General features: G+C 72.7%; 25 protein-coding genes and 1 pseudogene. 19 read left to right on the top strand and 7 right to left on the bottom strand.

Going from position 1 to position 22922, the window contains the following annotated elements; all coding sequences use genetic code 11:
- Window positions 1–24 precede the first annotated feature (24 nt).
- From ACH34W_RS11185 to ACH34W_RS11165, 5 genes are all read left to right on the top strand, one after another.
- On the top strand, window positions 25–1506 hold the full coding sequence (locus tag ACH34W_RS11185; RefSeq protein ID WP_395960722.1) for a replication initiator: 1482 nt from the start codon (window positions 25–27) through the stop codon (window positions 1504–1506).
- Window positions 1503–1727 carry a hypothetical protein gene (locus ACH34W_RS11180; protein WP_395960721.1) on the top strand — a complete coding sequence of 75 codons (225 nt, stop codon included), beginning with the start codon at window positions 1503–1505 and terminating at the stop codon, window positions 1725–1727. The genes ACH34W_RS11185 and ACH34W_RS11180 overlap by 4 nt, the downstream gene beginning before the upstream one ends.
- On the top strand, window positions 1727–2110 hold the full coding sequence (locus ACH34W_RS11175) for a DUF4282 domain-containing protein (RefSeq protein ID WP_395960720.1): 384 nt from the start codon (window positions 1727–1729) through the stop codon (window positions 2108–2110). The genes ACH34W_RS11180 and ACH34W_RS11175 overlap by 1 nt, the downstream gene beginning before the upstream one ends.
- Entirely contained in the window at window positions 2103–3047 is a 945-nt protein-coding gene (locus ACH34W_RS11170; RefSeq protein ID WP_395960719.1) for a hypothetical protein, read from the top strand. The genes ACH34W_RS11175 and ACH34W_RS11170 overlap by 8 nt, the downstream gene beginning before the upstream one ends.
- A gap of 184 nt (window positions 3048–3231) precedes the next feature.
- Window positions 3232–3411 (top strand): hypothetical protein, encoded by a 180-nt coding sequence (locus ACH34W_RS11165; RefSeq protein ID WP_395960718.1) that lies wholly within the window; start codon window positions 3232–3234, stop codon window positions 3409–3411.
- A 73-nt stretch (window positions 3412–3484) separates the two neighbouring features.
- Here the strand turns inward: ACH34W_RS11165 and ACH34W_RS11160 are convergent, their stop codons facing one another.
- On the bottom strand, window positions 3485–5182 hold the full coding sequence (locus ACH34W_RS11160) for a recombinase family protein (protein ID WP_395960717.1): 1698 nt from the start codon (window positions 5180–5182) through the stop codon (window positions 3485–3487).
- A gap of 41 nt (window positions 5183–5223) precedes the next feature.
- Here ACH34W_RS11160 and ACH34W_RS11155 point away from each other — a divergent pair.
- Both ACH34W_RS11155 and ACH34W_RS11150 read left to right on the top strand, forming a co-directional pair.
- Window positions 5224–6069: pseudogene (locus tag ACH34W_RS11155) on the top strand (ATP-binding cassette domain-containing protein); the annotation flags it as partial.
- 3 nt (window positions 6070–6072) lie between these two features.
- Window positions 6073–6933, top strand: coding sequence for an ABC transporter permease subunit (locus ACH34W_RS11150; RefSeq protein ID WP_395960716.1), 861 nt, complete (start codon window positions 6073–6075; stop codon window positions 6931–6933).
- Window positions 6934–6999: 66 nt separating this feature from the next.
- Here the strand turns inward: ACH34W_RS11150 and ACH34W_RS11145 are convergent, their stop codons facing one another.
- Both ACH34W_RS11145 and ACH34W_RS11140 read right to left on the bottom strand, forming a co-directional pair.
- Entirely contained in the window at window positions 7000–7665 is a 666-nt protein-coding gene (locus ACH34W_RS11145) for a response regulator (protein ID WP_395960715.1), read from the bottom strand.
- Between the two features lie 51 nt (window positions 7666–7716).
- Window positions 7717–9411: a sensor histidine kinase gene (locus ACH34W_RS11140; protein ID WP_395960714.1), complete on the bottom strand. Its 1695-nt coding sequence runs from the start codon at window positions 9409–9411 to the stop codon at window positions 7717–7719.
- Window positions 9412–9482: 71 nt separating this feature from the next.
- On the opposite strand from ACH34W_RS11140, the gene ACH34W_RS11135 reads away from it, so the two are divergent.
- The 6 genes from ACH34W_RS11135 to ACH34W_RS11110 all read left to right on the top strand — a co-directional run bounded on the left by ACH34W_RS11135 (window position 9483) and on the right by ACH34W_RS11110 (window position 14475).
- On the top strand, window positions 9483–10685 hold the full coding sequence (locus tag ACH34W_RS11135; protein WP_395960713.1) for a sensor histidine kinase: 1203 nt from the start codon (window positions 9483–9485) through the stop codon (window positions 10683–10685).
- Window positions 10682–11347, top strand: coding sequence for a response regulator (locus tag ACH34W_RS11130; protein WP_395960712.1), 666 nt, complete (start codon window positions 10682–10684; stop codon window positions 11345–11347). Before ACH34W_RS11135 ends, ACH34W_RS11130 begins: the two co-directional genes overlap by 4 nt.
- Before the next feature lie 42 nt (window positions 11348–11389).
- On the top strand, window positions 11390–12019 hold the full coding sequence (locus ACH34W_RS11125) for an RNA polymerase sigma factor (RefSeq protein WP_395960711.1): 630 nt from the start codon (window positions 11390–11392) through the stop codon (window positions 12017–12019).
- Window positions 12009–12764, top strand: a complete 756-nt coding sequence (locus ACH34W_RS11120) for a methylated-DNA--[protein]-cysteine S-methyltransferase (protein ID WP_395960710.1) — start codon at window positions 12009–12011, stop codon at window positions 12762–12764. The genes ACH34W_RS11125 and ACH34W_RS11120 overlap by 11 nt, the downstream gene beginning before the upstream one ends.
- Before the next feature lie 247 nt (window positions 12765–13011).
- Window positions 13012–13590 carry a hypothetical protein gene (locus ACH34W_RS11115; RefSeq protein ID WP_395960709.1) on the top strand — a complete coding sequence of 193 codons (579 nt, stop codon included), beginning with the start codon at window positions 13012–13014 and terminating at the stop codon, window positions 13588–13590.
- Window positions 13591–13641: 51 nt separating this feature from the next.
- The gene (locus tag ACH34W_RS11110) at window positions 13642–14475 is read left to right on the top strand and encodes a hypothetical protein (RefSeq protein WP_395960708.1); all 834 of its coding nucleotides are present in this window, start codon (window positions 13642–13644) and stop codon (window positions 14473–14475) included.
- Window positions 14476–14479: 4 nt separating this feature from the next.
- On the opposite strand, the gene ACH34W_RS11105 is transcribed toward ACH34W_RS11110, so the two are convergent.
- Together ACH34W_RS11105 and ACH34W_RS11100 are read right to left on the bottom strand one after the other, a co-directional pair.
- Window positions 14480–15181: a 2OG-Fe(II) oxygenase gene (locus ACH34W_RS11105; protein ID WP_395960707.1), complete on the bottom strand. Its 702-nt coding sequence runs from the start codon at window positions 15179–15181 to the stop codon at window positions 14480–14482.
- 69 nt (window positions 15182–15250) lie between these two features.
- On the bottom strand, window positions 15251–16150 hold the full coding sequence (locus ACH34W_RS11100; RefSeq protein ID WP_395960706.1) for a DMT family transporter: 900 nt from the start codon (window positions 16148–16150) through the stop codon (window positions 15251–15253).
- 87 nt (window positions 16151–16237) lie between these two features.
- Here ACH34W_RS11100 and ACH34W_RS11095 point away from each other — a divergent pair, with 87 nt between their 5' ends.
- The 4 genes from ACH34W_RS11095 to ACH34W_RS11080 all read left to right on the top strand — a co-directional run bounded on the left by ACH34W_RS11095 (window position 16238) and on the right by ACH34W_RS11080 (window position 19100).
- The gene (locus ACH34W_RS11095; protein ID WP_395960705.1) at window positions 16238–16768 is read left to right on the top strand and encodes a CGNR zinc finger domain-containing protein; all 531 of its coding nucleotides are present in this window, start codon (window positions 16238–16240) and stop codon (window positions 16766–16768) included.
- A 168-nt stretch (window positions 16769–16936) separates the two neighbouring features.
- On the top strand, window positions 16937–17521 hold the full coding sequence (locus tag ACH34W_RS11090; RefSeq protein ID WP_395960704.1) for a cysteine hydrolase family protein: 585 nt from the start codon (window positions 16937–16939) through the stop codon (window positions 17519–17521).
- Window positions 17522–17528: 7 nt separating this feature from the next.
- Window positions 17529–18461: a GlxA family transcriptional regulator gene (locus ACH34W_RS11085; RefSeq protein WP_395960703.1), complete on the top strand. Its 933-nt coding sequence runs from the start codon at window positions 17529–17531 to the stop codon at window positions 18459–18461.
- A 12-nt stretch (window positions 18462–18473) separates the two neighbouring features.
- On the top strand, window positions 18474–19100 hold the full coding sequence (locus ACH34W_RS11080) for a YigZ family protein (protein ID WP_395960702.1): 627 nt from the start codon (window positions 18474–18476) through the stop codon (window positions 19098–19100).
- A 29-nt stretch (window positions 19101–19129) separates the two neighbouring features.
- Here the strand turns inward: ACH34W_RS11080 and ACH34W_RS11075 are convergent, their stop codons facing one another.
- Entirely contained in the window at window positions 19130–19633 is a 504-nt protein-coding gene (locus tag ACH34W_RS11075; RefSeq protein WP_395961163.1) for a DUF3152 domain-containing protein, read from the bottom strand.
- Between ACH34W_RS11075 and ACH34W_RS11070 the strand changes: the two genes are divergently transcribed.
- The gene (locus tag ACH34W_RS11070; RefSeq protein ID WP_395961194.1) at window positions 19578–20054 is read left to right on the top strand and encodes a hypothetical protein; all 477 of its coding nucleotides are present in this window, start codon (window positions 19578–19580) and stop codon (window positions 20052–20054) included. The two genes, ACH34W_RS11075 and ACH34W_RS11070, sit on opposite strands and share 56 nt — an antisense overlap.
- Before the next feature lie 161 nt (window positions 20055–20215).
- Here ACH34W_RS11070 and ACH34W_RS11065 read toward each other — a convergent pair whose 3' ends face one another.
- Complete coding sequence (locus ACH34W_RS11065; RefSeq protein WP_395960701.1) at window positions 20216–20998, bottom strand: HAD-IIA family hydrolase; 783 nt, start codon at window positions 20996–20998, stop codon at window positions 20216–20218.
- 166 nt (window positions 20999–21164) lie between these two features.
- Between ACH34W_RS11065 and ACH34W_RS11060 the strand changes: the two genes are divergently transcribed.
- Window positions 21165–22910, top strand: a complete 1746-nt coding sequence (locus tag ACH34W_RS11060; protein ID WP_395960700.1) for a class I adenylate-forming enzyme family protein — start codon at window positions 21165–21167, stop codon at window positions 22908–22910.
- The last annotated feature ends 12 nt before the right edge of the window (window positions 22911–22922 follow it).

The following is a 22922-nucleotide window of genomic DNA, read 5'->3' as shown; positions in this document are numbered from 1 at the left end:
CGGCCGGCGGCGGACCCCGCACGGGTGAACCCTGGCCCAGAACGGGGCGGCGTGCTGGCCGGGATGCTGGCACGGGTCGCTGACCCTGAGGGTTGGCGGGCGTGGTCGCGTCAAGTCGAGCATGCCGGGCATTGCGCGCGGCCGGTTCGGGTGCGCGGTGGTGCGGCGGCGGTGGACACGGGCACGGGTGAGGTGCTGGCGGAGTACTCCACGGCGGGTCAGCCGGATGGGGCGTTGCTGCTGGCGTGCAAGGACCGCCGCGCGGCGGTGTGCGCGTCCTGTGCGGAGACCTACCGGCGCGATACCTGGCATGTGATCGCGGCCGGGCTGCGTGGCCGGACCCCCAGCGTCACGGCGGCCGGTCCGGGGCTCGATGGGGTGCCGGTCACGGTGGCGGGGCATCCGGTGGTGCTGGCGACCTTCACGGCGCCCGGCTTCGGGGCGGTGCACCGGGTGGCGGGTGAGGGGCCGTGTCGCAAGCGGGTCGGGCCGCTGGTGTGCGCGCATGCCATGCGGGCGTGGTGCGACGAGCGGCACAGCGCCGGGGATGCGGTGGTGGGGTCGCCGCTGTGCTGGGACTGCTACGACTACACCGGTCACGTGCTGTGGCACGGCGCGGTCCCCGAACTGTGGCGCCGCACCGTGATCTACCTGTATCGGGCGCTGGCCCGGCTGGGTGGGGAGCGGACGGGGACGCCGATCACGGTACGGGCGGTGCGGGACCTGATCCGGGTGTCGTATGTCAAGGTCGCCGAATTTCAGAAGCGCGCGGCGGTGCACCTGCACGCGGTGATCCGGCTGGACGGTGTGCACCCCGATGACCCGGACCGGGTGGTGGCGCCTCCGGCGTGGGCGGATGTGACGGTGCTGGAGGCGGCGATCCGGTACGCCGCTGGCCGGGTAGCCGTCCCGCTGCCCGAGGTGGCCTCGCGGGTGCGGACGGCGCGGTGGGGTGCGCAACTGGATGTGGCGCCGGTCAGCGATCCGGAGCGGGCGGCGGCGTATCTGGCCAAGTACGCCACCAAGACCGCCGGGGATGTACTCGGCGGCCTGCCACCCCGCAAGTTCGGCCGCACCGATGCGGCGCGGATCAGTCGGCGGGTGGCCTCCCCGCACGTGATGCTGCTGGTCGCGGCCTGCTTCCGGCTATCACGCCTGCCCGAATGCGCCGCGTACCGGTTCGCCGACCACGTACACACGCTGGGGTTCGCGGGCCACTTCGCCACCAAATCGCGCCGCTACTCCATCACCCTGACCGTGCTTCGCGCGGTCCGGCGGGCCTGGCGGAGCACGACACGCACCGATGACGGCGCGGCGGGTGATCCGTGGGCGGCGGCCAGGACCGATGACGGCGGCACGGTGATCGTGCGGGACTGGCGGTACCTGGGCACCGGCTGGGCCCGCCCCGGGGACGCCGATCTCGCGGCGACGCTAGCGCGTGATCACGCAGCGGTGCGGGCGGCGGCCGATCTGGCGACGCGGGCGCGGGCGGGTGAGCAGCCGTGATCGAGGTGATCGGAATCGTGGTCGGGCTGTGGCTGCTGCGGTACCTGGTGTACCTGCCGTTCCTGACCAGCAGCCGCAGAAGCAACCGGTTCACGGTGCGGCTGCGGGTGCCCTTCCGCGACCGCTACCCCCGTTTGTGGCGGGCGCTGGTGGTGTTCGGGCTGGTGGTGGTGGCGCCGGTCGGGCTGCTGGCCTCGGCGTGTGACTGGTGGGGGCTGTGATGAGCGGCCCGTACCGCAGCCGGGGCGTGCTGCGCGGGCTGGCCGATGTGCGGTTCGAGCAGATGGTCACCCCCCGGTTGATCGGCTGCCTGTACGTGGTCGGCGCGGCGGTCGCAGCGCTGGCGGGGCTGGCGGCGGTGGCGTTCATCGCGGGCCTGGCGTCCTGGCTGGGCGCGGGGTGGTGGATCTTCGCGCCGGTGGTGGTGCTGGCCGCGATCGCGGCGGTCCTGATGACCCGGGTGGTCTGTGAGTGGGTGCTGATGGCCTTCACACGCGGCCGTCCCATCGTGCCCCGTGCCCCGGCGGCAGACCAGCGCGCACGCACACGACCAGGCACGGACCAAGACGGCAGAGGGCGGCAGGAAGGAAGGCACGATGCGTGAGCAGGCAGGCAAAGCGATCACAGCGACGGCGCGGCGCGTGATGGCCGGGTACCGGCGGTTCTGGCGGCGCGTGGACGCGATCACGGCGCGGGTGTTCGCGCGCGGCAAGCGGTTCTGGACGACGGCGGCGACGGTCGTCATGGTCGGGGTGGTGCTGGTGCAACTGGTGCTGATCTTCGGCCCTGCGGCGGGGACATCGAAGCAGGCAACCCGCACGGGCGCGACGCCTGGCGCATCGCGGGGCTTGCCCAAGCGGGTGCCTGTGGTGATGCCGTATCGGACGCATGGGCAGGTGCGGCGGGCACTTACGCGGCCCGAACAGGCGGGTCGGTTCCGGCCGGGCAAGCTGGAACGGCATCGGCTCGGCCTGGTGCGTGTGCTGGGTGTGCCGGTGTGTGGCTGGGGTGGGGTGAAGATCCCGGGCAAGGTGATCGAGATGTACGGGCGGCAGGCGCGGCGCGGCGCGATCGGCCAGGACGCCTACGCGGTGCACGCGGTGGCCTATCCCAGCCTGGGACAGGCACGGCAAGCGTTCACCACGCTGGAGCAGGCCGCGCGGGCATGTCCGGCCCGAAAGTGGAGCAAACGCAGACAGTGGCCAGACGGGATGATCGGCTTCGAGCACACGCAGCGGTGGCAGATCACCGGCAGTGGCAAGGGCCCGAACTGGGCCAGCCTGCGGGCGATCGAACACGACACCTACCCGCGCGGCAACTGGACCTGGACAGTGGCATACCGGGTGATCGACTACATCCAGCGCGGCAACGTGCTGGTGGTCCAAACTCTGCACATGTACCGCACGCCACACACCCCGGACGGGCCAACCCTGACGTGGGCGGCCAACCTGCTCAACCGCACCGTGCACAACCTAGGCGGCACCCCGTTCACCTGGCTGGACGGCAACCGGCGGTGCGACATCTCCCGCTACGGCAACTGAGGTAGGCGGTATCCGGGGCTTACGCCTGTTCTGCGGGACGGCGCGCGGGTGTCGCTGACAGGGGCGCATGAGGGAAAGGGGGTGCCGCATGGCGGCGCGATATTGAGGGCGGCGGGTGGGGGTTTGTGGGACGGAGTCGGCGCAGGACTGTCCAGGTGATCATGGGCCCTGGGGTGTGGTGCTTGTGGAACAGAGCGGGGACGGCACCGAGCCGAACGCCACGGCGGGTGAGCGGGCGGTGGTGTTGTCCGATGAGGATCGTGAGTGGGTGCGGCAGACGGCGGCGGGGCTGGCTCCGCTGACCGATGACGAGCGAGGCTGGCTGGCCGGGGTGTTCCAACGGGTCAAGCGTCCCGGTCGCTGAAACCAGCAGGGGCCGTCTCGTCCGGATGCGGGTCCGGGCGGGGCGGCCCTGTGGCGTGCCGGGGCGTCCTGGCCTAGGCGGCGTGGGCTGCTTGGGTGGCGGGCGGGGGGCTGGTGCGTGGGGCGCGGGTGATGCTGACGCGGTCGCGGACTGGCAGGCGGGTGCCGCGTCCGATCGCCCGCACCTTCACGCGCAGCATCCGGCGTACGATCTCGCGTTGCTGGCTCCACTCCAGCTCATCCCATGCGGCCTGGATGTCGTCGGCGCCGATCACGCGGGCGGCCGGGTGGAGGTTGGCCAAAGCGGCCTCTAGGTCGGCCTGGGCTCGCTCCAGCTTGGCGCGGCGCTTGGCGGTCTGGGTGAGCATCTGCGAGCGGGTGATCAGGTCTTCGTCGCGGTCGGCGGCGATCTCGTTCAACCGCTCCTTGTGCCGCGCGATCTCAGCACGCAGGGCGGGGACACTGGCCGTGGCTGAGGACGGCCCGATGATGTCGGCGGGGTCGCTGTTGGCCAGCAACTCCAGCACGGTACCGATCACCAGGGCGTCAAGCTCCTGCATGGGGCACGTCGCGTGTCCGGAATCCGTGCTCTGGCAGCGATAGATGTGCCGTTCCACCTGTCGTTGCTCGCCCGTGCGGCGGTCGGTGCGGGTGTGCTCCCTGCGTTGCACACGCATGGTGTCCCCACACGGGCACTGGTAGATGCCGCTGCCGAACCACTTGGGCGTGGTCCCCGCGTTGGTGGTGCGGTCGGGATCGGTCAGCTTGTGCACCACACTCCAGTACTCATCCGGCTCGACGATGCGATGCGGCAGGGAGCCCACCACGTCATCAGGGGTGTAATAGACCCGGCCGCGCACGCCCGAGCGGTGCACCGACAACCCCGCGTTGCATGGCCGCAACAGCAGGTCGCGGAACTGCTCGGAGCGGAACGGCCTGCCGTTGGCGTCCCGGTAACCCCGGGCGTTGACGTCCCGGGTGATCTCACGAAGCATGGGCTTGGCCTGCGCCACCGTCAGCTCGGTACCAAGCCGGATGGCACCCGCTTCCGACTCGCGCAGCGACCCGTCCGGCTCAAACCCGTAACGGCGCGGGCCTCCGCCGAACCTGCCCTCTTCGGCCTGCTCACGGCGCTTTTCCCGCACCCGGCGGGCGGTGTCCCGGCTGGCCTGGTTGGCCACGGCGACCAAGATTCGGGCGGTGGTGACGTCGCTGTCATTGGCCAGACGCAGACTGCCCGTCACCGAATCACACACGACTCGGGGGCTGGACTCCTCGACCACGTCGATCAGGTCCTCAAGGTCACGCGGGTCCCTCACGGTCCGGTCCAGGTGGTAGGTGGTCAGACGGCGGACTATCCCACCGGCCAGCAGGGACAACGCGCGGCGGAACTTGGGACGCACCGTGCGCAACTGCTTGTCGCCGTTGGGAAGCACGATCTTGCGGCGCTTGAACGCGCTGGTGTCGTTCTCCACCAGGATCATCCGGACCCGTGCCCCGGTCTGGGCGGCGTGCGCACACGTGCGGGCAATCTGCCGTGCCACCCCCTGAACGTCACCGGGGTCAGCGTCGGAGATCCTGACCATGATCAGAGTGTCCGTGTCGTGTGGGTCATCAGCCGTCCACTCGTCCCCGGCCTCGTTCCAACGTCCCGCGACACCGTTGATCTCCATCGTCCCGGCCGTGCTCATCGCGTGCCGGACCTCTGCGGCTCGGATGTCCTCGCGCGTCTGCATCCCGTCGCCTCCCGCTTCTCCGTTTCCGCTGGTCATACCTCTATTCTTCCCCAAAAGAGTGTCGTAATACTGTTACAGGCAAATCCACCACCATGCGAATGATCCTGGGCCTGGACCGGCCCACCGCGGGCGAGGCGCTCATCGGCGGCCGCCCGTACGCGGCGCTGCCGCGGCCGCTGGCGGAGGTCGGCGCGCTGCTGGACGCCAAGGCGGTGCATCCCGGCCGGTCGGCGCGGGCGCACCTGAAGGCGATGGCGCGCAGCAACGGCATCCCGGTGCGGCGCGTCGACGAGGTGCTGGAGACCGTGGGCCTGACGGCGGTGGCGGGCAAGCGCGCCGGGTCGTTCTCCCTCGGCATGGGGCAGCGGCTGGGCATCGCCGGGGCGCTGCTGGGCGACCCGCAGGTGCTGATGTTCGACGAGCCGGTGAACGGGCTGGACCCCGACGGGGTGCTGTGGGTGCGGCAGCTGATGCGGTCGCTGGCCGCCGAGGGCCGCACCGTGTTCGTCTCCAGCCACCTGATGAGCGAGATGCAGCTGACCGCCGACCGGCTGGTGGTGATCGGGAAGGGCCGGCTGCTGGCCGACGCGCCGGTCGCCGAGGTGATCGCGGCCAGCTCGCGGAACGCGGTGCGGATCCGCACGCCGCGGCCCGGCGAGCTCGCCGCGCGGCTGGCCGCCGAACCGGCGCCGCTACAGGTCACGCGGTCGGGCGACGGCGAGTCCGTGGGCGACGGCGAGCTGGTCGGCGAGCTGGTGGTGGCGGGCGCGCCGATCGAACGGATCGGGATGATCTGCCATGAGATCGGGGTGCCGGTGTACGAGCTGAGCCCGCAAGAGGCCTCGCTCGAGGAGGCCTACATGGAGCTGACGGGGACGAGCGTGGAGTACGGCGCGGGCGCACCGCAGAAGGCAGGGGTGTGACCGGTGGCGAACCTGACCGGACTACGAGCACAAGGCGACCATCACAACGGCGACGGGAACGACAGCGCACACGGCAAGGCCGACGGCGCTGGCGCTGGCGGCGGTGGGCTGCCGGGAGCGGTCGCGGCCGAGTGGACCAAGTTGTGGTCGCTGCGTTCCACATGGTGGGGGCTGTTCGCGGCGTTCGGGCTGATGGGGTTGATGAGCGCGATCCTGGCGACTTCGACCGCGTCCAACAACACCAACGCCATCACCACCGACGACCAGGGCGTGGTGGAGGTCAGCGGGGTCGCGGTCGGCGCGACCGACCTGGTGCAGTTCGTCCTGATCGCGCTGGCGATCCTGATGATCACCGGGGAGTACGCGACCGGCAGTGTCCGCACCACGCTGCAGTGGGTGCCGTTGCGCGGCCGGATGCTGGCGGCCAAGGCAGCGGTGGTGGCGGCCGCGGTGCTGCCCGCCGGAGTGGCCTTGGGCCTGGTGGGGACCGCGGTGGCCAAGCCGCTGCTGGGCCGGTGGGGGCGGTTCTCCGCCGGTGACGCGGCCGGCGACGTGCTCGCGGTCGGCGTGTATCTGGCGCTGACCTGCGTCTTCATCCTGGGTGTCGGGACCATGCTGCGCAGCACCGCCGGGGCGCTGACGACGGCGTTCCTGCTGCTGATGGCCGTTCCCATGCTCCTGGAGAACAGCAGCGTCAAGGCGTTGAGGCACGTGTCGGATGCGCTGCCGAGCACGGCCGGGCGGAATTTCATGAGCGGTGAGGCCGGCCCGTACCCGCCGGGTGTCGGGCTGCTGATCTTGGCCGCCTGGGCGGTGGGGTCGCTGGCGCTGGGCACGGTGGTGCTGCGCCGCCGCGACGCCTGACGGGCGGCAACGGGCGGTCTCGAGCCGGAGGCCCGGAGGCGGGCTGATCGGCGATGCGCCGCGGTGTCACCGCAGGGTGTCGTCGACCAGCCCCGCCTCGTAGGCGATGATCGCGGCTTGGACGCGGTTCCTGACCTCCAGCCGCGTGAGGATCGCGCTGACGTAGGCCTTCACGGTGCCCTCGACGACGTGCAGGCGGGAGGCGATCTCAGCGTTGGACAACCCTGCGCCGACCAGCGCCAACACCTCGCGTTCGCGCGGGGTGAGGGCGCCGGTGCGCCGGCGGGCGGTGGTGCCGTGCGCCAGCCGGCCGCCGCCGCTCAGCTCGGCGATGACCCGGTGGGCGACCTTGGGCGACAGGTAGGCGGCGCCCTCGGCGACGGCGTGAACGCCCGCCAGCAGCTCGCGCGGGTCACCGGACTTCAGCAGGAACCCCGCGGCGCCGCCTGACAGGGCGCGGGCGATGTACTCGTCCTCCCCGAACGTCGTCAGCATCAGCACGGACGCGGCGGGGGCGACGCGGCGCAGCTCTACGGCCGCGGCCAGCCCGTCCATGCGCGGCATGCGGATGTCCAGGAGCACCACGTCGGGCCGGTGCGCGAGCGTCAGCTCCACGGCCTGGTGTCCGTCGGCGGCCTCGGCGACGACCTCGATGCCGGCGTCGGCCGACAGGATCGCCCGTACGCCGGCGCGGATCATCGCCTCGTCGTCGGCGAGCAGTACCCGGATCACCTGTGTCCTCTCGTTCGGATCATGGAAGTCCCGTCCGTCCTGGAGCGCCGGTCAGGGTGTGCCTGACGGCGAGGGGGCGGGGTCGGAGGTCACGCGCACGGCGTGCTTGCTGGCCAGGCGGTCACCGGCGAAGCACAGCCGGTACACGGTGCCGATGCCCAGCAGGTTGCCGTCGGCGCGGTAATACTCGCAGTGCGCGCCGGGCGGCGGCTTGGGGAACTCGGTGCGGCCCACATCGGAGTTGATGAGCTCGGTCGCCGGCAGCACCTTGTCGACCTGTGCGCGCGGCTGCCCCACCCGCAGCGCCTCGTACTCGGCTGGTGGCAGCACCGAGTTGAGCGTGGCGTAGGCGTAGTAGCCCAGGATGATCGCCGACAGGACGGTGACGAGGCCCGCCGGGACCGCGATGGCGGTGATCAGGCCCCGGCGGACCTGGCGCCGGCCGCGGTCCAGCCGCCAGGCGGTCTCGTGCTCGGCGTCCGGCACCGGCGCCACGGCCGGGACGTCGGGCAGCTCGGCCTCGACCCGGAACCCTCCGTCGGCGGTGGGGCCGGTGTGCAGGGTGCCGCCGGCCAGGCGGACCCGCTCGGCCAGCCCGGTCAGGCCGCGGCCTCCCGACGGCAGCAGCGGCGGCCCGGCGGGCGGCGGCGCGTTGGTGACGGTCACGGTGGTCGCGCCGGTCCCCTTGCGCGCGTCCTTAGCGCCGTCGGAGCGGGCCAGCCGGACCGTCACGGCGGCGCCGGGAGCGTGTTTGGCGGCGTTGGTGAGGGCTTCCTGCACCACCCGGTGCGCGGCGAGGGCGACCATCGGCGCGGCGCCGGCGGGGGGCGCGGCGTCGCCGGTGAGGTGGACCGGTATGCCTGAGGTGCGGGCGCGTTCCACCAGATCGGTGATGCTCTCGCGGGCGGGCCGGATGGGCGCCCCGTCCGGCGCCTCAGCCGCGTTCTTGCCCGCTGGGGTCCCGTCCGCCGCGTCCTGCTCACCGGGCCGGCCGACCGAATTGCGGCCCGCGATGTCGTGAGCGGTCTCCTCGCGCAGGACTCCGATGATCTCCCGGAGGTGCTCGGTGGCGTCGGCGGCGCTGGCGCGCAGCTCGGCGGCCTGGCCGCGGTGCCGTTCGGGCAGGTCGGGTGCGACCTGCAGGGCGCCCGCGCGGACGGCGATGAGGGCCAGCTCGTGACCGAGGGAGTCGTGCATGTCCTGGGCGATGCGGGCGCGTTCACGCAGCCGTTCTCGCTCGGCGACGATGCGCTGCTCGCGTTCCAGCTGCCCGGCGCGTTCCCATCCGGCGTCCACCAGCTCCTGGTACTGCCGCCAGTAGCGGCCGACCAGCCACGGCAGCACGCCGAGCAGCACCAGGTAGAGGGTCAGCGGGAACCAGCTGGTGACGTCGATGCCGCGGACGATGTTGAGCACCGAGCCCGCGACGAACACGGCGGTGAACGTCCACAGCACCGGGCGGGCGTGCGCGGTGCGGCGGCCGGTGAGATAGGCCATCACCGGGACGCCGAACGCGAAGTTGCCCTGCACCGGCACCAGCACCAGCACGATCACCAGCGACAGCAACGGCCATGTGCGGCTGGCCGCGACCGCGCCGCCCAGCGCCGCCACCCCGGCGGCCGTCGCCCACCAGCCCGCTCCCCCTTGGGTCGGCGGCAGCAGCACGCCGTAGACCAGCGGCAGCGCCAGCACCGCGAACAGCAGCGCGTCCTTCACCCTGGTGTGGCGGGGCCCCGAGTCGTTCACGCCGTCCACGCTACAAGCGGTTGATCAGCGCTGATACTGCCGAAAGTCAGGTGTGCAATAGGTTGGTGGCCGTGACCCGGAGCTGGTGGACGCCCGCGCGCGCCGACATCGCGCTGGCCGTGCTCGCCTTGATCGTCAACCTGGTCGCGGCGGCGGCCAACACCAAGACGCAGGACAACGCGCTGTTCCCGGTCGGCGCCGCGATGATCGCGGTGGGGTCGGGCGCGCTGGCGTTCCGGCGCCGCCACCCCGTCATCGTCCTCGTGGTCACGCTGCTGGTGTCGGTCGCCTACTACCCGATGGGCTACCCCGACGGGCCGCTGGCGTTCGTGTTCGTCATCGCGCTCTACACCGCGGCGGTGCAGTGCCGCCTGTACGTCCCGCTCAGCGCCGCAGCTGCGATCAACGCCGGGTTCGTCGTCGTCAACCTCTCCAGGGGCGCGAGCGGCAACGAGGACGCCGACATGGTCATGGGCGCGGAGTCGGTCGCCGGCCTCACGTTCTGGCTGCTGCTGGTGACCGCGCTCGGCCAGTACGTGCGCAACCGCCGTGACGCCCTCGCCGCCGCCGAGAGGCGCGCGCTGGAGGCCGAGCAGTCCCGCGAGCAGGAGGCGCTGCGGCGCGCCACCGAGGAACGGCTGCGCATCGCCCGCGAGCTGCACGACGTCCTCGCCCACCAGATCTCGCTGATCAACGTGCAGGCCGGGGCGGCGCTGCACCGCCGCGACGACCCCGCCAAGGCCTACGCCGCGCTCGAGGCGATCAAGCTCGCGAGCAAGGACACGCTGCGGGAACTGCGCGGGGTGCTGGGTGTGCTGCGGCAGGTCGACGGCGACGACGACGGCAGCCCGGTCGCACCCGCGCCGTCGCTGGCGCGCGTCGGTGAACTGCTGACGCAGACGTCGGCGGCCGGGCTGCCGGTCACCCTGGTCGGGCAGGTGCCCGCCGGGCCGCTGCCCGCGCCGGTGGACCTGGCCGGGTACCGCATCGTGCAGGAGGCGCTCACCAACGCGGTCCGGCACGCCCACGCGAGCAAGGCCACCGTGGAGATCAACGCCACGGCGGATGCGGTGGTCGTGCAGATCGACGACGATGGGACCGGTCCGGCGGACCCGGCCGCGCTCGAGAGCGGCAACGGGCTGCGCGGGATCAGGGAGCGCGCCGCCACAGTCGGCGGTGAGGTGACCGCCGGGCCCGGCCCGGCGGGCGGATTCCGGGTACGGGCGCGGCTGCCGCTGCGCCGCCCGGTGGGGCAGATGGAGGAGACTACGTGATCCGGGTGCTGCTGGCCGACGACCAGACTCTGGTGCGGGCGGGGTTCCGGTCGATCCTCGAAGGCGAGGACGACATCGAGATCGTCGCCGAGGCCGGTGACGGCGAGCGGGCGGTCCGGCTGGCCGACGAGCTGCGGCCGGACGTGGTGCTGATGGACATCCGGATGCCGGTGCTGGACGGGCTGGAGGCCACCCGCCGCATCGTCACCGACCCGCGGCTGGCCGACGTCAAGGTCGTGATCCTCACGACCTTCGACCTCGATGACTACGTGTACGGGGCGATCAAGGCGGGTGCCAGCGGGTTCCTGGTGAAGGACACCGAGCCGCCCGAGCTGATCCACGGTGTGCGGGTCGTGGCGCGCGGCGACGCGCTGCTCGCCCCCACCGTGACCAGGCGGCTCATCGCCGAGTTCGCCTCCCGCATCACCGCGCCGCCGCCGTCGGTCGAGCTGAACGCCCTCACCGACCGCGAACGCGAGGTGCTGGAGCTGGTCGCCGCCGGCCTGTCCAACGAGGAGATCGCCGCGCGGCTGGTGCTGAGCCCCGCCACCGCCAAGACCCACGTCAGCCGCATCCTGTCCAAGCTCGGCGCCCGCGACCGCGCCCAGCTCGTCGTCCTCGCCTACGAAAGCGGCATGATCAGACCCGGGTGGCTCAGCTGACCCCGGGTGCAACCGGGCGCGGCGGGCCGGTGTTGAACGGATGTGACGGTTACGGACGAAGAGGTCTCCGCCCCTGACACCAGCACGGCACCCGGCGCGGCTGACGAGGTCGCCGCCCAGGTCGTGACGGCGCTCGCCCGCGACCTCGACCACGGTTTCACGGTCCTGTACGACGCCTACCGCGGCGCGGTGTTCTCCACCGCGCTGCGGCTGTGCGGCCGCTGGGCCGAGGCCGAGGACCTGGCGGCCGAGGCGTTCCTGCGCGCCTACCGCGCGCTGGCCGGCTACGGCACCGGCCGGATCGCCGAGCTGCGGCCGCGGGCCTGGCTGCTGACGATCCTGATGAATCTGTGGCGCAACAGCCGCCGCGGCGCCGCCCGGCGGCCGCCGCCAGGCCCGCTGGAGAACGCGCCCGACCCCGCCGACCCCGCCGAGGGCGTCGAGGCGGCCGCCGCGCGGCACGAGACCGGCCGGGAACTGGCCGGGCTCCTGGAGAAGCTGCCGGAGGCGCAACGCGCCGCCGTGGTGCTCCGACACGTCGCGGACCTGCCGATCGCCGAGATCGCCGTCGTGCTCGCCGTTCCCGAGGGCACCGTGAAATCACACATCTCCCGGGGACTGGCCCGGCTCCGCAAGCTGCACACCACCCAGGGGGCACCCCATGCGTTCTGACCCGCTCACCACCGGCCTGGCCGGGCTGGCCGCCGACGCGCCCGACACCCTGCTCGACCGGATCGTCGCCCGCCGCGTCCACGTCCCCGCGCCACTGGACGGCGTCCAGGTCGCCTTCACCGACCACGGCGTCGCCTACCTGCGCGCCGGACTGGACGACGAGGAGTTCACCGCCGCGTTCCGCACCCGGTTCGGCCGGCCGCTGCTGCCCGCCGCCAAGCCGCCCCCCGGGCTGCTGCCCGCGCTGCGCACCGGAAAGCTCGGCGGGCTGCGGCTCGACCTGCGCGGCCTCAGCGACTTCGAAGCCGCCGTGCTGCGCGCCGCCGCCGCGATCCCGCGCGGCCAGACCCGCCCCTACGCCTGGGTGGCGCGGCAGGCCGGCCGGCCCAAGGCCGTCCGCGCCGTCGGCTCCGCCCTCGGCCGCAACCCGGTGCCGCTGCTGATCCCCTGCCACCGCGTCACCCGCTCCGACGGCGCCATCGGCGAATACGTGTTCGGCGCCGGCGCGAAGGAACGGCTCCTGCGCGCCGAGAACGTCAACCTCGACGAGGTCGCGGCGCTCGCCGACGCCGGCGTGTTCTACCTCGGCAGCGACACCACCGGCATCGTGTGCTACCCCACCTGCGCCGACGCCCGCCGCATCACCCCCGAGCACCGGCACGGGTTCCGCACCCTCCCAGCCGCCCGAGCCGCCGGTTACCGCCCCTGCCACCGCTGCCGCCCCGGCCAGCCCGAACCCGCCTGACCCAGCTCGACAGGCGCTCCGCGATCGCGGGCCGGGGCCGCAGAACCATCGGCTCCTGAAGGGCGGCTCATCAAGCACCGGGTGCGGACGTCACCCATGCTCGCTGACCGGTGGGGTGTCCGATGGCGAAGCGGCCGGTTCTTCTTCATCCACCAGGCCCAGGCCGTCCGCGCCGACCTCCGGTTCACCGCCAGTGAGTTCCTGCACGCGACGTTCGGCGAGTTCCTGATCGCCCGGTTGATCTCCCGTGAGCTGGCCGGTCTGGCCGCGGTCACCGCCGTGGCCACGGCCAGGTCGAGCGGGAAGCCGGATCACCAGCAGCGAGCTCTTCCCGGACGCGCCGTACCCGGTCGAGGAGTGGCGCCGCCACACTCTGCTCTGGCGAGCGCAGTTCAAGACCGAAGGATGGCGCAACATCGAACCGTTCATCACCATGGCCGACCCGAACCCGCGCGACCCGCAGACCGAAGGGACCACCGAGTTCGGCATCGTGTCCGCGGACCCCGGCATCGCCCTGTCCGTCACGCACGCCATGGTCAGCATGTGGCTCCGGTCGAGTGAGGGTGCCGGTCCAGACGAGCTGGAACGGGCCTACCGCGACTGCCTGAACGTGATTTCGAACAGCCGTCCGGACGAGGACGTCCTCAGCAGGGACTTGCATTACTCGCGGGTGCTGCGGCAACTGGCCGCCGACGCAGACCGCCTCCCCCGCAGCTTCCGCGCCGAGGTGCTGGAGATCTTCCGTGGCAGCGGGCTGCTCGATGACCCCCGCGCCGAGGTCGAGGTCTGGGCGGCGCGCGCCTTCGGCGACCTCGCCGAAGGCTGACCGGACGGCGCGGCTGGACGGGGCGCGTGACCGGTCGCTAGCGTGTGCGCGATGGACGAGGTGTGGCGGTTGATCGAGGCGTACCACGCGCCCATCTATTTCTCCGACGAGGCCGCGGCCGCCTATAAGGCCGCCGGGCTCAAGGGATACTGGATGGGTTACTTCGCCTCCCGGTCGGCCGCCATGGGGGAGCCCGGGCCCGAGATGGTCACGGCCACCTTCTACAACTTCGCGCCGCGCCGCGTCGAGCGGGCGATCCCCGACGCCTGGCGGTTCTGCGCGCCCGGCAAGGTCCTGGACGCGCGGCTCGAGGCCGCCGACCGGACACTGCGGCGCCTGCTCGGCGACCTGATCACCGCGCCCGAGGTCGCCGAGGCGGCCGGGCTCGCCACCCAGGCGGCCGCGGCGTGCCCGCCGCAGGGACGTCCCCTGGCGGCCGCGCACGCGGCGCTTCCCGTGCCCGCCGAGCCGCACCTGGCGCTGTGGTGGGCGGCGACGGTGCTGCGGGAATTCCGCGGCGACGGGCACATCGCCGCGCTGGTCACCGGCGGGCTGGACGGCTGCGAGGCCAACCGCGTCTCCGTCGCGGTCGGCACCTCCTCCCCGCAGCAGCGCGAGCAGCGCGGCTGGACCGAGCAGGAGTGGGACGCCTGCACCGAACGGCTCGCCGCACGCGGCTGGCTCACCGCCGACGGCGCCCTGACCGAACAGGGACGCGCCGACCGCGCCGCCATCGAGGACACCACCGACCGGCTCGCCGCACCCGCGCTCGGCCCCGCAGCCACCGCGCGGCTCACCGAGTGCCTGCGGCCCCTGGCCCACCGCATCGTCGGCTCCGGCGGCGCCATTCCGTTCCCCAACGCCATGGCGCTGCCCCCGATCTGAACGGTCAGCGGGCGTTGTGGAAGATGACGCCCAGCACGTGACGGTCGCCCGACAGCACCTCGCTCACGCCGTGCCGCATCGCCACCCGCTTGAAACCGCGGGCCGACGGCACCGGCCGGTGCCGCACCGGGAACACCACACCCCGCCCCAGGCCCGGCCGCGCCACGATCGGACGGGACTGCGCGCGGGGACGCTGCTCCACGAACACGCTCTCCCCGCCGGTGAAGTCCACATCCGGCGTGCTCAGCATCACCGCCACCTGCAGCGGGAACGTCAGCTCGCCGTACACGTCCTGGTGCAGGCAGTTGTAGCCGCCGGGCCCGTACCGCAGCAGCAGCGGCGTCGGCCGGTGCTGGCCCGCCGCCGCGCACGCCTCCAGCAACCCCTCGAGATCACCCGGGTACGCCTCCTCGCCCAGCCGCTCGGCCCACCGGTTGGCGATGGCCGCGAGCGGCGGATACAGCCGCGTGCGCAGCTCCTGCACCAGCGGCGGCAACGGGTCGCCGAAATACCGGTACTCGCCCTCACCGAACGCGTGCCGCGCCATCACCACCGTGCTGCGGAACACCCCGCCCGCGCCGTACATCCCGATCAACTCCGCGCACTCCTGCGGGCTCAGCAGCGGCGGCGTCAGAGCGAACCCGGCACGATCCAGGTCCTCCTCCGCCCGCACCCAGTCCACAGCGAACGTCTCCTGGACTGACACAAGGGGTCCTTCCTGTCAGAGGTGTTTCTCTGGAGAACCCCACCGAACCCCCAGCGGTTGCAGGCACGTTCACGCGCGATTGGCCAGCAGCACCCCCACGCCGCCCAGCACCAGCCCCGCCACCGCCGGCACAGCCAGGGACTCGCCGATGGCGACCCATGCCAGCAGCGCCGTCACCGACGGAGTCAGAAAGAACAACGTGCTCACGCGGCTTGCCGACGAACGCCGCAGCATCGTGTTCAGCAGCAGGAACACCCCGACCGAGTTCACCAGCACGATCCACGCCAGCGCCCCGCCGAACGCCGGCCAGTCCGCCACCCGCGGCGTCTCCACCACCAGCGACGACACCCCGATCACCGGCGCCGCCACCAGGAACTGCACCGCCGTGCCCGAGAACACGTTCATGTCCGCCGCGAACCGCTTCTGATAGAGGGTGCCCACGCTCAGCCCCAGCAGACCCACCACGCACAGCACCACGCCCAGCGCCGAGAACGCCACCCTGTCCGCGACCGCGAGCACCACCCCCGCCGCGCCCAGCGCGAACCCCGCCCACTGCCGGGCCGTCACCCGCTCCCCCAGCGCCGACGCCGCCAGCAGCGCGATCACCACCGGGTTCAGGCCCTGCACCAGCGCCACCACCCCGGCGGGCAGCCCCAGCCCCAGCGCGCTGTAGAGCGCGCCGAACTGCACCGCCTGGATCAGCAGACCCGTCACGGCGATGTGCCCCAGCCGCCGCCCGCGCGGCCACGGCGCACGCAACACGACCGCCAGCCCCGCCAGCAGCACCCCCGCCAGCGCGAACCGCGCGAACGTCAGCAACAACGGCGGCGCCGCGCCCACCCCGATCGCCCCCGCGATGAACGCGCTGCTCCACAACACCACGAACACCGGCGGCATCACCGCCGCCCACCCGGCCCCGGTCACCGGCGCGGCCTGCGCGGGCGGAGCCTCCTCGATCCCGACCGGCACGACCACACCCTCCCGAGTAACCTTCTAGAACGGTTATTCAGTCTTGTGATCACATCGATAACCTGTCAAGCCGGTTATGATGGGGTGATGGGTTTCACGTTCGTCAGCGGTGACCCCGCGCTCGACTTCGCCGGCACCGTGCGGCACCGGCGCGACGACCGCACCGACCAGCTCGCCGCCCCCGCCGACCTCGCGCGCTGGACGGTGGAGGCGGGCCTGCTCACCACCGCGCCCCCGGCCGACGGCGCCGGGCTCGACGCCGCCGTGGCGCTCCGCGAGGCCATCTACCGCCTGGCCGCCCGCACCGGCGGCCGCCACGACCGGGACCTGGTCAACCGGCACGCCGCCGCGGCCCCCGTCACCGTCCGCCTCACCGCAGGCGGCACCGTCGAACGCACCGGCGATCTGCGCGCCGCGCTGGCCACCCTCGCGCGCAGCGCCGTCGAGCTCCTCGGCGGCCCCGACGCCCCCGACGTGAAGGAATGCGAGGCCGACCTGTGCACCCGCCTCTACCTGGACACTTCCCGCCTCCGCTCCCGCCGCTGGTGCGACATGCGCGAATGCGGCAACCGCGCCAAGGCCGCCGCATTCCGAGCCCGCCACCGCCCCGGCCCCTGACCCACCCCGGCATCTGAATCGCGGGTGGGCGGTGCCGCCGCGACATCACATGAACCGCGACATCACATGAACATGGCACGGCATGGGGCGGGGGATGTGACCGGATCGTTCCGGCAGGGGGCCTGATCGTGTCTGCCGTGGCCGGCCGGGGGACGTCAGGATCGGGGCATGAGCACCGCACTCCTTGTCGTCGACGTTCAAGAGTCCTTCCGTATGCGGCCCAGCTGGCAGGCGGTCTCCGCACCCGACATCGCCGACCGGGCGGGGCGACTGGTGGACGCCGCCCGCACCCGCGGGGATCTGGTGGTGTGGGTGCTGCACGCCGAGCCCGGGACCGGCGGCGTCTTCGACCCCGCGACCGGGCACGTCCGCCTCATGGACGGCCTGGAGCCCCGCCCCGGTGAGCCCCTCGTCACCAAGACCAGCCGCAACGCCTTCACCACCACCAACCTCCAGCAGCTCCTCACCGCCGCAGGCGTCACCGACGTGGTCATCTGCGGCATCCAGACCGAGCAGTGCTGCGAGACCACCGCCCGCCTGGCCGCCGACCTCGGCTACACCGTCACCTTCGTCACCGACGCCACCGCCACCTTCCCCATCCCGCACCGCGACGCCCCGCCCTACGCGACCGCCGCCGACCTGATCGCCGACCCCCGTACCCTGCCCACCGCCGACATCATCGCGCGTACCGAATACGCCCTGGCCGGCCGCTTCGCCACCATCGCCACCCTGGACGAGCTCACGGTAGCCTGACCAGATCGTGACCCAGATCGTCTTCCTGCTCGTCCCCGGGCTGCACCTGCTGGACCTGGCCGGGCCCGCCCAGGTCTTCTCCACCGCCGCCGACGGCCTCGACGGCGCGCCCTACCGGCTGCGGTACGTGGCCGAGCAGCACGACGTCCCCACCGCGCAAGGCCTGCCGGTACGGGCCACCACTACCTGGCCCGATCTGGAACCCGGCGACATCGTCATGGTCCCCGGCTGGCGGTGGGGCACCGGCGACCCCCGATGGGGCCGCGTCGGCGCCGCCACCGCCGGCCGCCTGGCCGCCCACCACCAGGGCGGCGGCACCGTCGCCAGCGTCTGCGCCGGCGCGTTCGCGCTCGCCGCCGCCGGGCTGCTGGACGGCCGCCGCTGCACCACCCACCACGAACTCCAGGACGAGCTCGCACGCCGCCACCCGCACGCCGCCGTCGTCCGTGACGTGCTGCACGTGACCGACGGCCGCGTCGTCACCTCCGCCGGCATCGCCAGCGGCATCGACTTGGCCCTGCACCTGGTCGCCGTCCGGCACGGACCCGGCGCCGCCGCCCGCGTCGCCCGCGCCATGGTCGTCTACGCCCGCCGCAACGGCGACGACCAGCAGATCGGAGCCATGCTCCGGCACCGCTCCCACCTCAGCGACGCCGTCCACCGCGTCCAGGACCTCATCGACGCCCGCTTCGCCGAACCGCTCCCGCTGGCCGCGCTCGCCGCCGCAGGCGTCAGCGAACGCACCCTCACCCGCCTGTTCGGCGCCGCCACCGGCCTCACCCCGCTGCGCTACCAGCAACTGCTCCGCCTGGAACACGCCGGGCACCTCATCGGCCAGGGCGTCACCGCCGAGGCCGCCGCCCGCGCCGTCGGCTTCCAGGACGCCCGCATGCTGCGCCGCCTGCGCTCCCGCACCGGCGGCACCGCCGCCCGGCCGTAGACTCGGGATTCCATGCGCATGATCAGGAACGCGGGCTCCCATGAGCTGGAGATCCGCAAGTCGAGGTTCATCTGCACGCTGGCCCGCGTTCATTCCGAGGCCGAGGCGGCGGAGTTCCTGGCCGGGCACCGCCGTGCGCACCGCGACGCCACGCACAACTGCACCGCCTACGTACTGGGAGAACGCGGCGAGATCACCAAGAGCAGCGACGACGGCGAGCCCGCCGGGACGGCCGGGATCCCGATGCTGGAGGTGCTGGTGCGGCGTGGGCTGACCGACACCGCCGCGGTGGTGACGCGGTACTTCGGCGGCGTGAAGCTGGGCGCGGGCGGGCTGGTCCGCGCGTACGGGCAGGCCGTGGCGGCGGCGGTGGACGCCGTCGGGGTGGTGGAGCTGCAGCCGGTCGTGACCATGACCGTACGGGTCGGCCACGCGCTGGCCGGCCGGTTCCTGGGAGATCTGCACGGCAGCGGCAGGCAGCCGGGCGACGTCCGTTACGGGGACCGCGTCGAGGCCGACGTGGCGGTGCCGGTGGAAGACCTGGAAGCCTTCGAGGCCTGGGCGGCCGAGGTCACGGCAGGCCAGGCCCAGCTGACTCGCGGAGCCACAGGGCACATCGAAGTGCCGGTGAAGGACTGAGGACAGAACCCGACCCTGCGGCCGGGACCTCAGCCCTTCGGGAAAGGCCAGGCGTTCGGGCGGCACCCGTACAGCGACTTGCTCTGCTGCACCATCACCGGCGCTGGGCGGCCCGGCGCCGGGCACCGCTCGTGCTGATGCCCCAGCAGATGCCCCACCTCATGGTTGACCAGGTACTCGCGGTAGGTCGCCAGATCCCGGCCGTAGGTGACGGCGCCGATGCCCCACCGGCGCGCGTTCAGCACCGACCGGCCACGCTGCCCGCACGACAGCTCCCCGCCGGTCACCAGCGGCGCGCACATCCGGTCCACCAGCGCCGGGCTCGACAACGACACCCGGAACCGCGCCGGCCCCCGGCTCACCCGCACGAACCGCATCGTGCGCCCCCGGCCCCAGCCGCGCCGGTCGTTCAGCACCCGGTGCACCTCGGCGGCGAACTCCGCGCCGCGGAACGGCAGCCCCCGCTCGACCTCGACCATGTACCGCACCACGGCGCCCCGCCGCCCCGCCGGCGCCGCCGTCGTGCCGGGCACCACGGCGTACCTGCCACCCGCCGACCGGGGCACCTGGACCAGCCGCGGCTGCCGCCGCCCGTTCACCACCGGTCCCTGCCGCCGCGCCGACCTCGGCGGCACCGTCGCACGCGGGCCTCCCGTCGCAGTGGGTGCCGCTGAGGCGGTCTTCGCATCCGCGCCCGGCGGGGACGTGCCCGCATTGCCGGAGGATCCACTGGGGGCGATCACCCAAATCGCGACGCCCGTGCCCGAGGCGATCACCACGGCGGCCCCGGCCGCCACTGCCCACACACCGCCACGGCGCCCGTCCCGCCGCTGGCGGCGGGACGGCGGCGCCGCGGCCAGCGGCTCTCTGAGATTGTGCATAAGCCCTGGTCAGCGCCCCACGCCAGGGTCCGCACTCCGCCTGCCGCTCATCTCGCCCCCGATGATCGCCTAATGATCTTTGCGGCATCGTAGTAGCCAGACGATCATGGCGCCGCCCATTCCATCCATGGCGGGCCCAGGGCGAATCAGGCAATCGCGGTCAGGCCGGGAAATTCAGTCAGTTCGGGAACGCGGTCAGTTCGCCCAGCGCTCGGCGCCGTCGAACGCGAAGGGTCACTCGACCAGGTCGATGACGTCGGCGATCGACGGCATGACCCGCGACGGCCGGAACGGGAACCGCTCGACCTCCTCCTTGCGGGTCACGCCGCTCAGCACCAGGATCGTCTGCAGGCCCGCCTCCACGCCCGCCACGACGTCGGTGTCCATCCGGTCCCCGATCATCGCGGTGCGCTCGCTGTGCCCGCCGACCACGTTCAGCGCCGTCCGCATCATCAGCGGGTTGGGCTTGCCGACGAAGTACGGATCCACCCCCGTCGCCTTGGTGATCATCGCGGCGACCGCGCCGCACGCCGGCAGCGATCCCTCCGGCGACGGGCCGACCGGGTCGGGGTTGGTGGCGATGAACCGCGCGCCCCGTTCGATCAGCCGGATCGCCTTGGTCAGCTGCGAGAAACTGTAGGTGCGGGTCTCCCCCAGCACCACGTACTCGGGATCGAGGTCGGTCAGCACATACCCCACCTCGTGCAGCGCCGTGGTCAGCCCCGCCTCGCCGATCACGTACGCCGATCCCTCCGGCCGCTGGTCGGACAGGAACCGCGCCGTCGCCAGCGCCGAGGTCCAGATGAACTCCGGCGGCACCACCAGGCCCACCGTCGCCAGCCGCGCCGACAGATCCCGCGGGGTGTAGATGGAGTTGTTGGTCAGGACAAGGAAGGGCCGTCCCGACGCCGACAGCCTGCGGATGAACTCCTCCGCGCCCGGCACCGGCCGGCCCTCGTGCACCAGCACCCCGTCCATGTCCGACAGCCAGTACTCGATCGGCCTGCGCTCGCTCATGCGCTCATTGTCGCAGGTGGATCAAGCCCTGGATCAAGTCCCGGATCAAGCACCGGTGATTGACCCCGTGCACGCGCGGATCATAGATTCACGGCGACAGGCGCACCGAACCGCGTTCGGCCAGGGAGCGCGGGGCGGCGCCACCCGGTCCCCGCGGAGGTACGGCATGCCCAGCGTTCCCGACACCCACACCGGCCCCGACGTCCCGAGCGTCCAGGAGGTCCGGGCGGCGATGACCGCGCCCGGGCAGCTGTTCGAGATGGACGAGATCGACGTGCGCGGCGCGCGCACCCGGGTGTGGAAGAACGCCCCCGCCACCCTGCGCGACATCCTGGAGCTGTCCCGCGGCCACGGCGACAAGCCCTTCCTGGTGTACGAGGGGGAGCGCTTGTCGTTCGCCGAGCACTACGCGCGCGTCGCGGCCTTCGCGCACCGGCTCGTCGGCCGGTACGGCATACGCAAGGGCGACCGGGTCGCGATCGCGATGCGCAACTACCCCGAATGGTCGGTGGCGTTCTGGGCCGCCGCGGCCATCGGCGCCGTCGTCGTCCCACTCAACGCCTGGTGGACCGCCGCCGAACTGGAATACGGCCTGCGCGACAGCGGCGCCCGGCTCCTGGTCGCCGACGGAGAACGCGCCGAACGCCTCGCCGCCACCCTCCCCGGCCTCGACCTGGCCGCCGCCCTCGTCGTCCGCGCGGAAGGACCGCCACCCGCCGGCACCGAACCGTTCGACGACACACCCGCCAGCGACACACCCACCGCAGACACACCTGCCGGTGACCCCGCGCTGCCCGCCATCACGCTCGACCCCGAGGACGACGCCACGATCTTCTACACCTCCGGCACCACCGGCCGGTCCAAGGGCGCCCTCGGCACCCACCGCAACATCGCCACCAACCCCGTGAGCCTCGCCTACGGCATGCTGTTGGGCGGCGTCCGCGCCGGCCGCACCCTGGAGGAGCTGCTCGCGCCGCAGCCGCGCGTCACCCTGCTGTCGGTGCCGTTCTTCCACGCCACCGGCTGCCACTCGGTCCTGGTCACCAGCGCGCTGCAGGGCGGCACCGTCGTGCTCATGTACAAGTGGGACGCCGAACGTGCGCTGCAGCTCATCGAACGCGAGAAGGTCACCGGGTTCGGCGGCGTGCCCACCATGGCCTGGCAGGTCCTCACCCACCCCGGCTTCGACAAGTACGACACCTCCAGCCTCACCGGCGTCAGCTACGGCGGCGCCCCCGCCGCCCCCAGCCTCGTCGACACCATCGCCGAACGCCTGCCCGACCGCGTCCCCGGCAACGGCTACGGCCTCACCGAGACCTCCTCGGTCACCACCTACAACGCCGGCGTCAACTACCTGGAACGACCCGACAGCGTCGGCCCGCCCGTCGCCGTCTGCGACGTCAAGGTCGTCGACCCGTCAGGCGCCGAACTGCCCACCGGCGAGGTCGGTGAGCTGCTCATCAAGGGACCCAACGTCATCAAGGGCTACTGGGGGCGGCCCGATGCGACCGCGCAGTCCTTCGACGCCGACGGCTGGTTCCACAGCGGTGACCTGGCCCGCCTGGACGCCGCCGGCTTCGTCTACATCGTCGACCGCGCCAAGGACATGCTCATCCGCGGCGGGGAGAACGTCTACTGCGCCGAGGTCGAGGCCGCCCTCTACGAGCACCCTGCCATCGCCGACTGCGGCGTCATCGGCGTGCCGCACGACGTCCTCGGCGAAGAGGTCGGCGCCGTGGTGCGCCTGCGGCCGGGCGCCGCGCTCACCACCGCCGAGCTCCAGGAGTTCCTGCGGCCCCGCATCGCCGCGTTCAAGATCCCCGCGCACGTGTGGTTCCGCGAGGGCGAACTGCCCCGCAACCCCGGTGGCAAGCTCCTCAAGACCCGGCTGCGCGAGGAACTCCTCAGCTGACCCTTCGCTGAC

It is taken from the genome of Actinomadura sp. 6N118, assembly GCF_044326415.1.
Classification (GTDB): Bacteria; Actinomycetota; Actinomycetes; order Streptosporangiales; family Streptosporangiaceae; genus Spirillospora.
The sequence above is the reverse complement of the archived record's forward strand: the minus strand, read 5'-3'. Positions and strand labels throughout refer to the sequence as shown.

Excerpts from the sequence above, each read along its gene's own strand:
- ACH34W_RS11090 (WP_395960704.1), top strand. The coding sequence starts at position 16,937 with ATGAGCACCGCACTCCTTGTCGTCGACGTTCAAGAGTCCTTCCGTATG.
- ACH34W_RS11070 (WP_395961194.1), top strand. The coding sequence starts at position 19,578 with ATGTACCGCACCACGGCGCCCCGCCGCCCCGCCGGCGCCGCCGTCGTG.
- ACH34W_RS11065 (WP_395960701.1), bottom strand. The coding sequence starts at position 20,998 with ATGAGCGAGCGCAGGCCGATCGAGTACTGGCTGTCGGACATGGACGGG.
- ACH34W_RS11110 (WP_395960708.1), top strand. The coding sequence starts at position 13,642 with ATGGACGAGGTGTGGCGGTTGATCGAGGCGTACCACGCGCCCATCTAT.
- ACH34W_RS11170 (WP_395960719.1), top strand. The coding sequence starts at position 2,103 with ATGCGTGAGCAGGCAGGCAAAGCGATCACAGCGACGGCGCGGCGCGTG.
- ACH34W_RS11060 (WP_395960700.1), top strand. The coding sequence starts at position 21,165 with ATGCCCAGCGTTCCCGACACCCACACCGGCCCCGACGTCCCGAGCGTC.
- ACH34W_RS11120 (WP_395960710.1), top strand. The coding sequence starts at position 12,009 with ATGCGTTCTGACCCGCTCACCACCGGCCTGGCCGGGCTGGCCGCCGAC.
- ACH34W_RS11160 (WP_395960717.1), bottom strand. The coding sequence starts at position 5,182 with ATGACCAGCGGAAACGGAGAAGCGGGAGGCGACGGGATGCAGACGCGC.
- ACH34W_RS11095 (WP_395960705.1), top strand. The coding sequence starts at position 16,238 with ATGGGTTTCACGTTCGTCAGCGGTGACCCCGCGCTCGACTTCGCCGGC.
- ACH34W_RS11080 (WP_395960702.1), top strand. The coding sequence starts at position 18,474 with ATGCGCATGATCAGGAACGCGGGCTCCCATGAGCTGGAGATCCGCAAG.
- ACH34W_RS11175 (WP_395960720.1), top strand. The coding sequence starts at position 1,727 with ATGAGCGGCCCGTACCGCAGCCGGGGCGTGCTGCGCGGGCTGGCCGAT.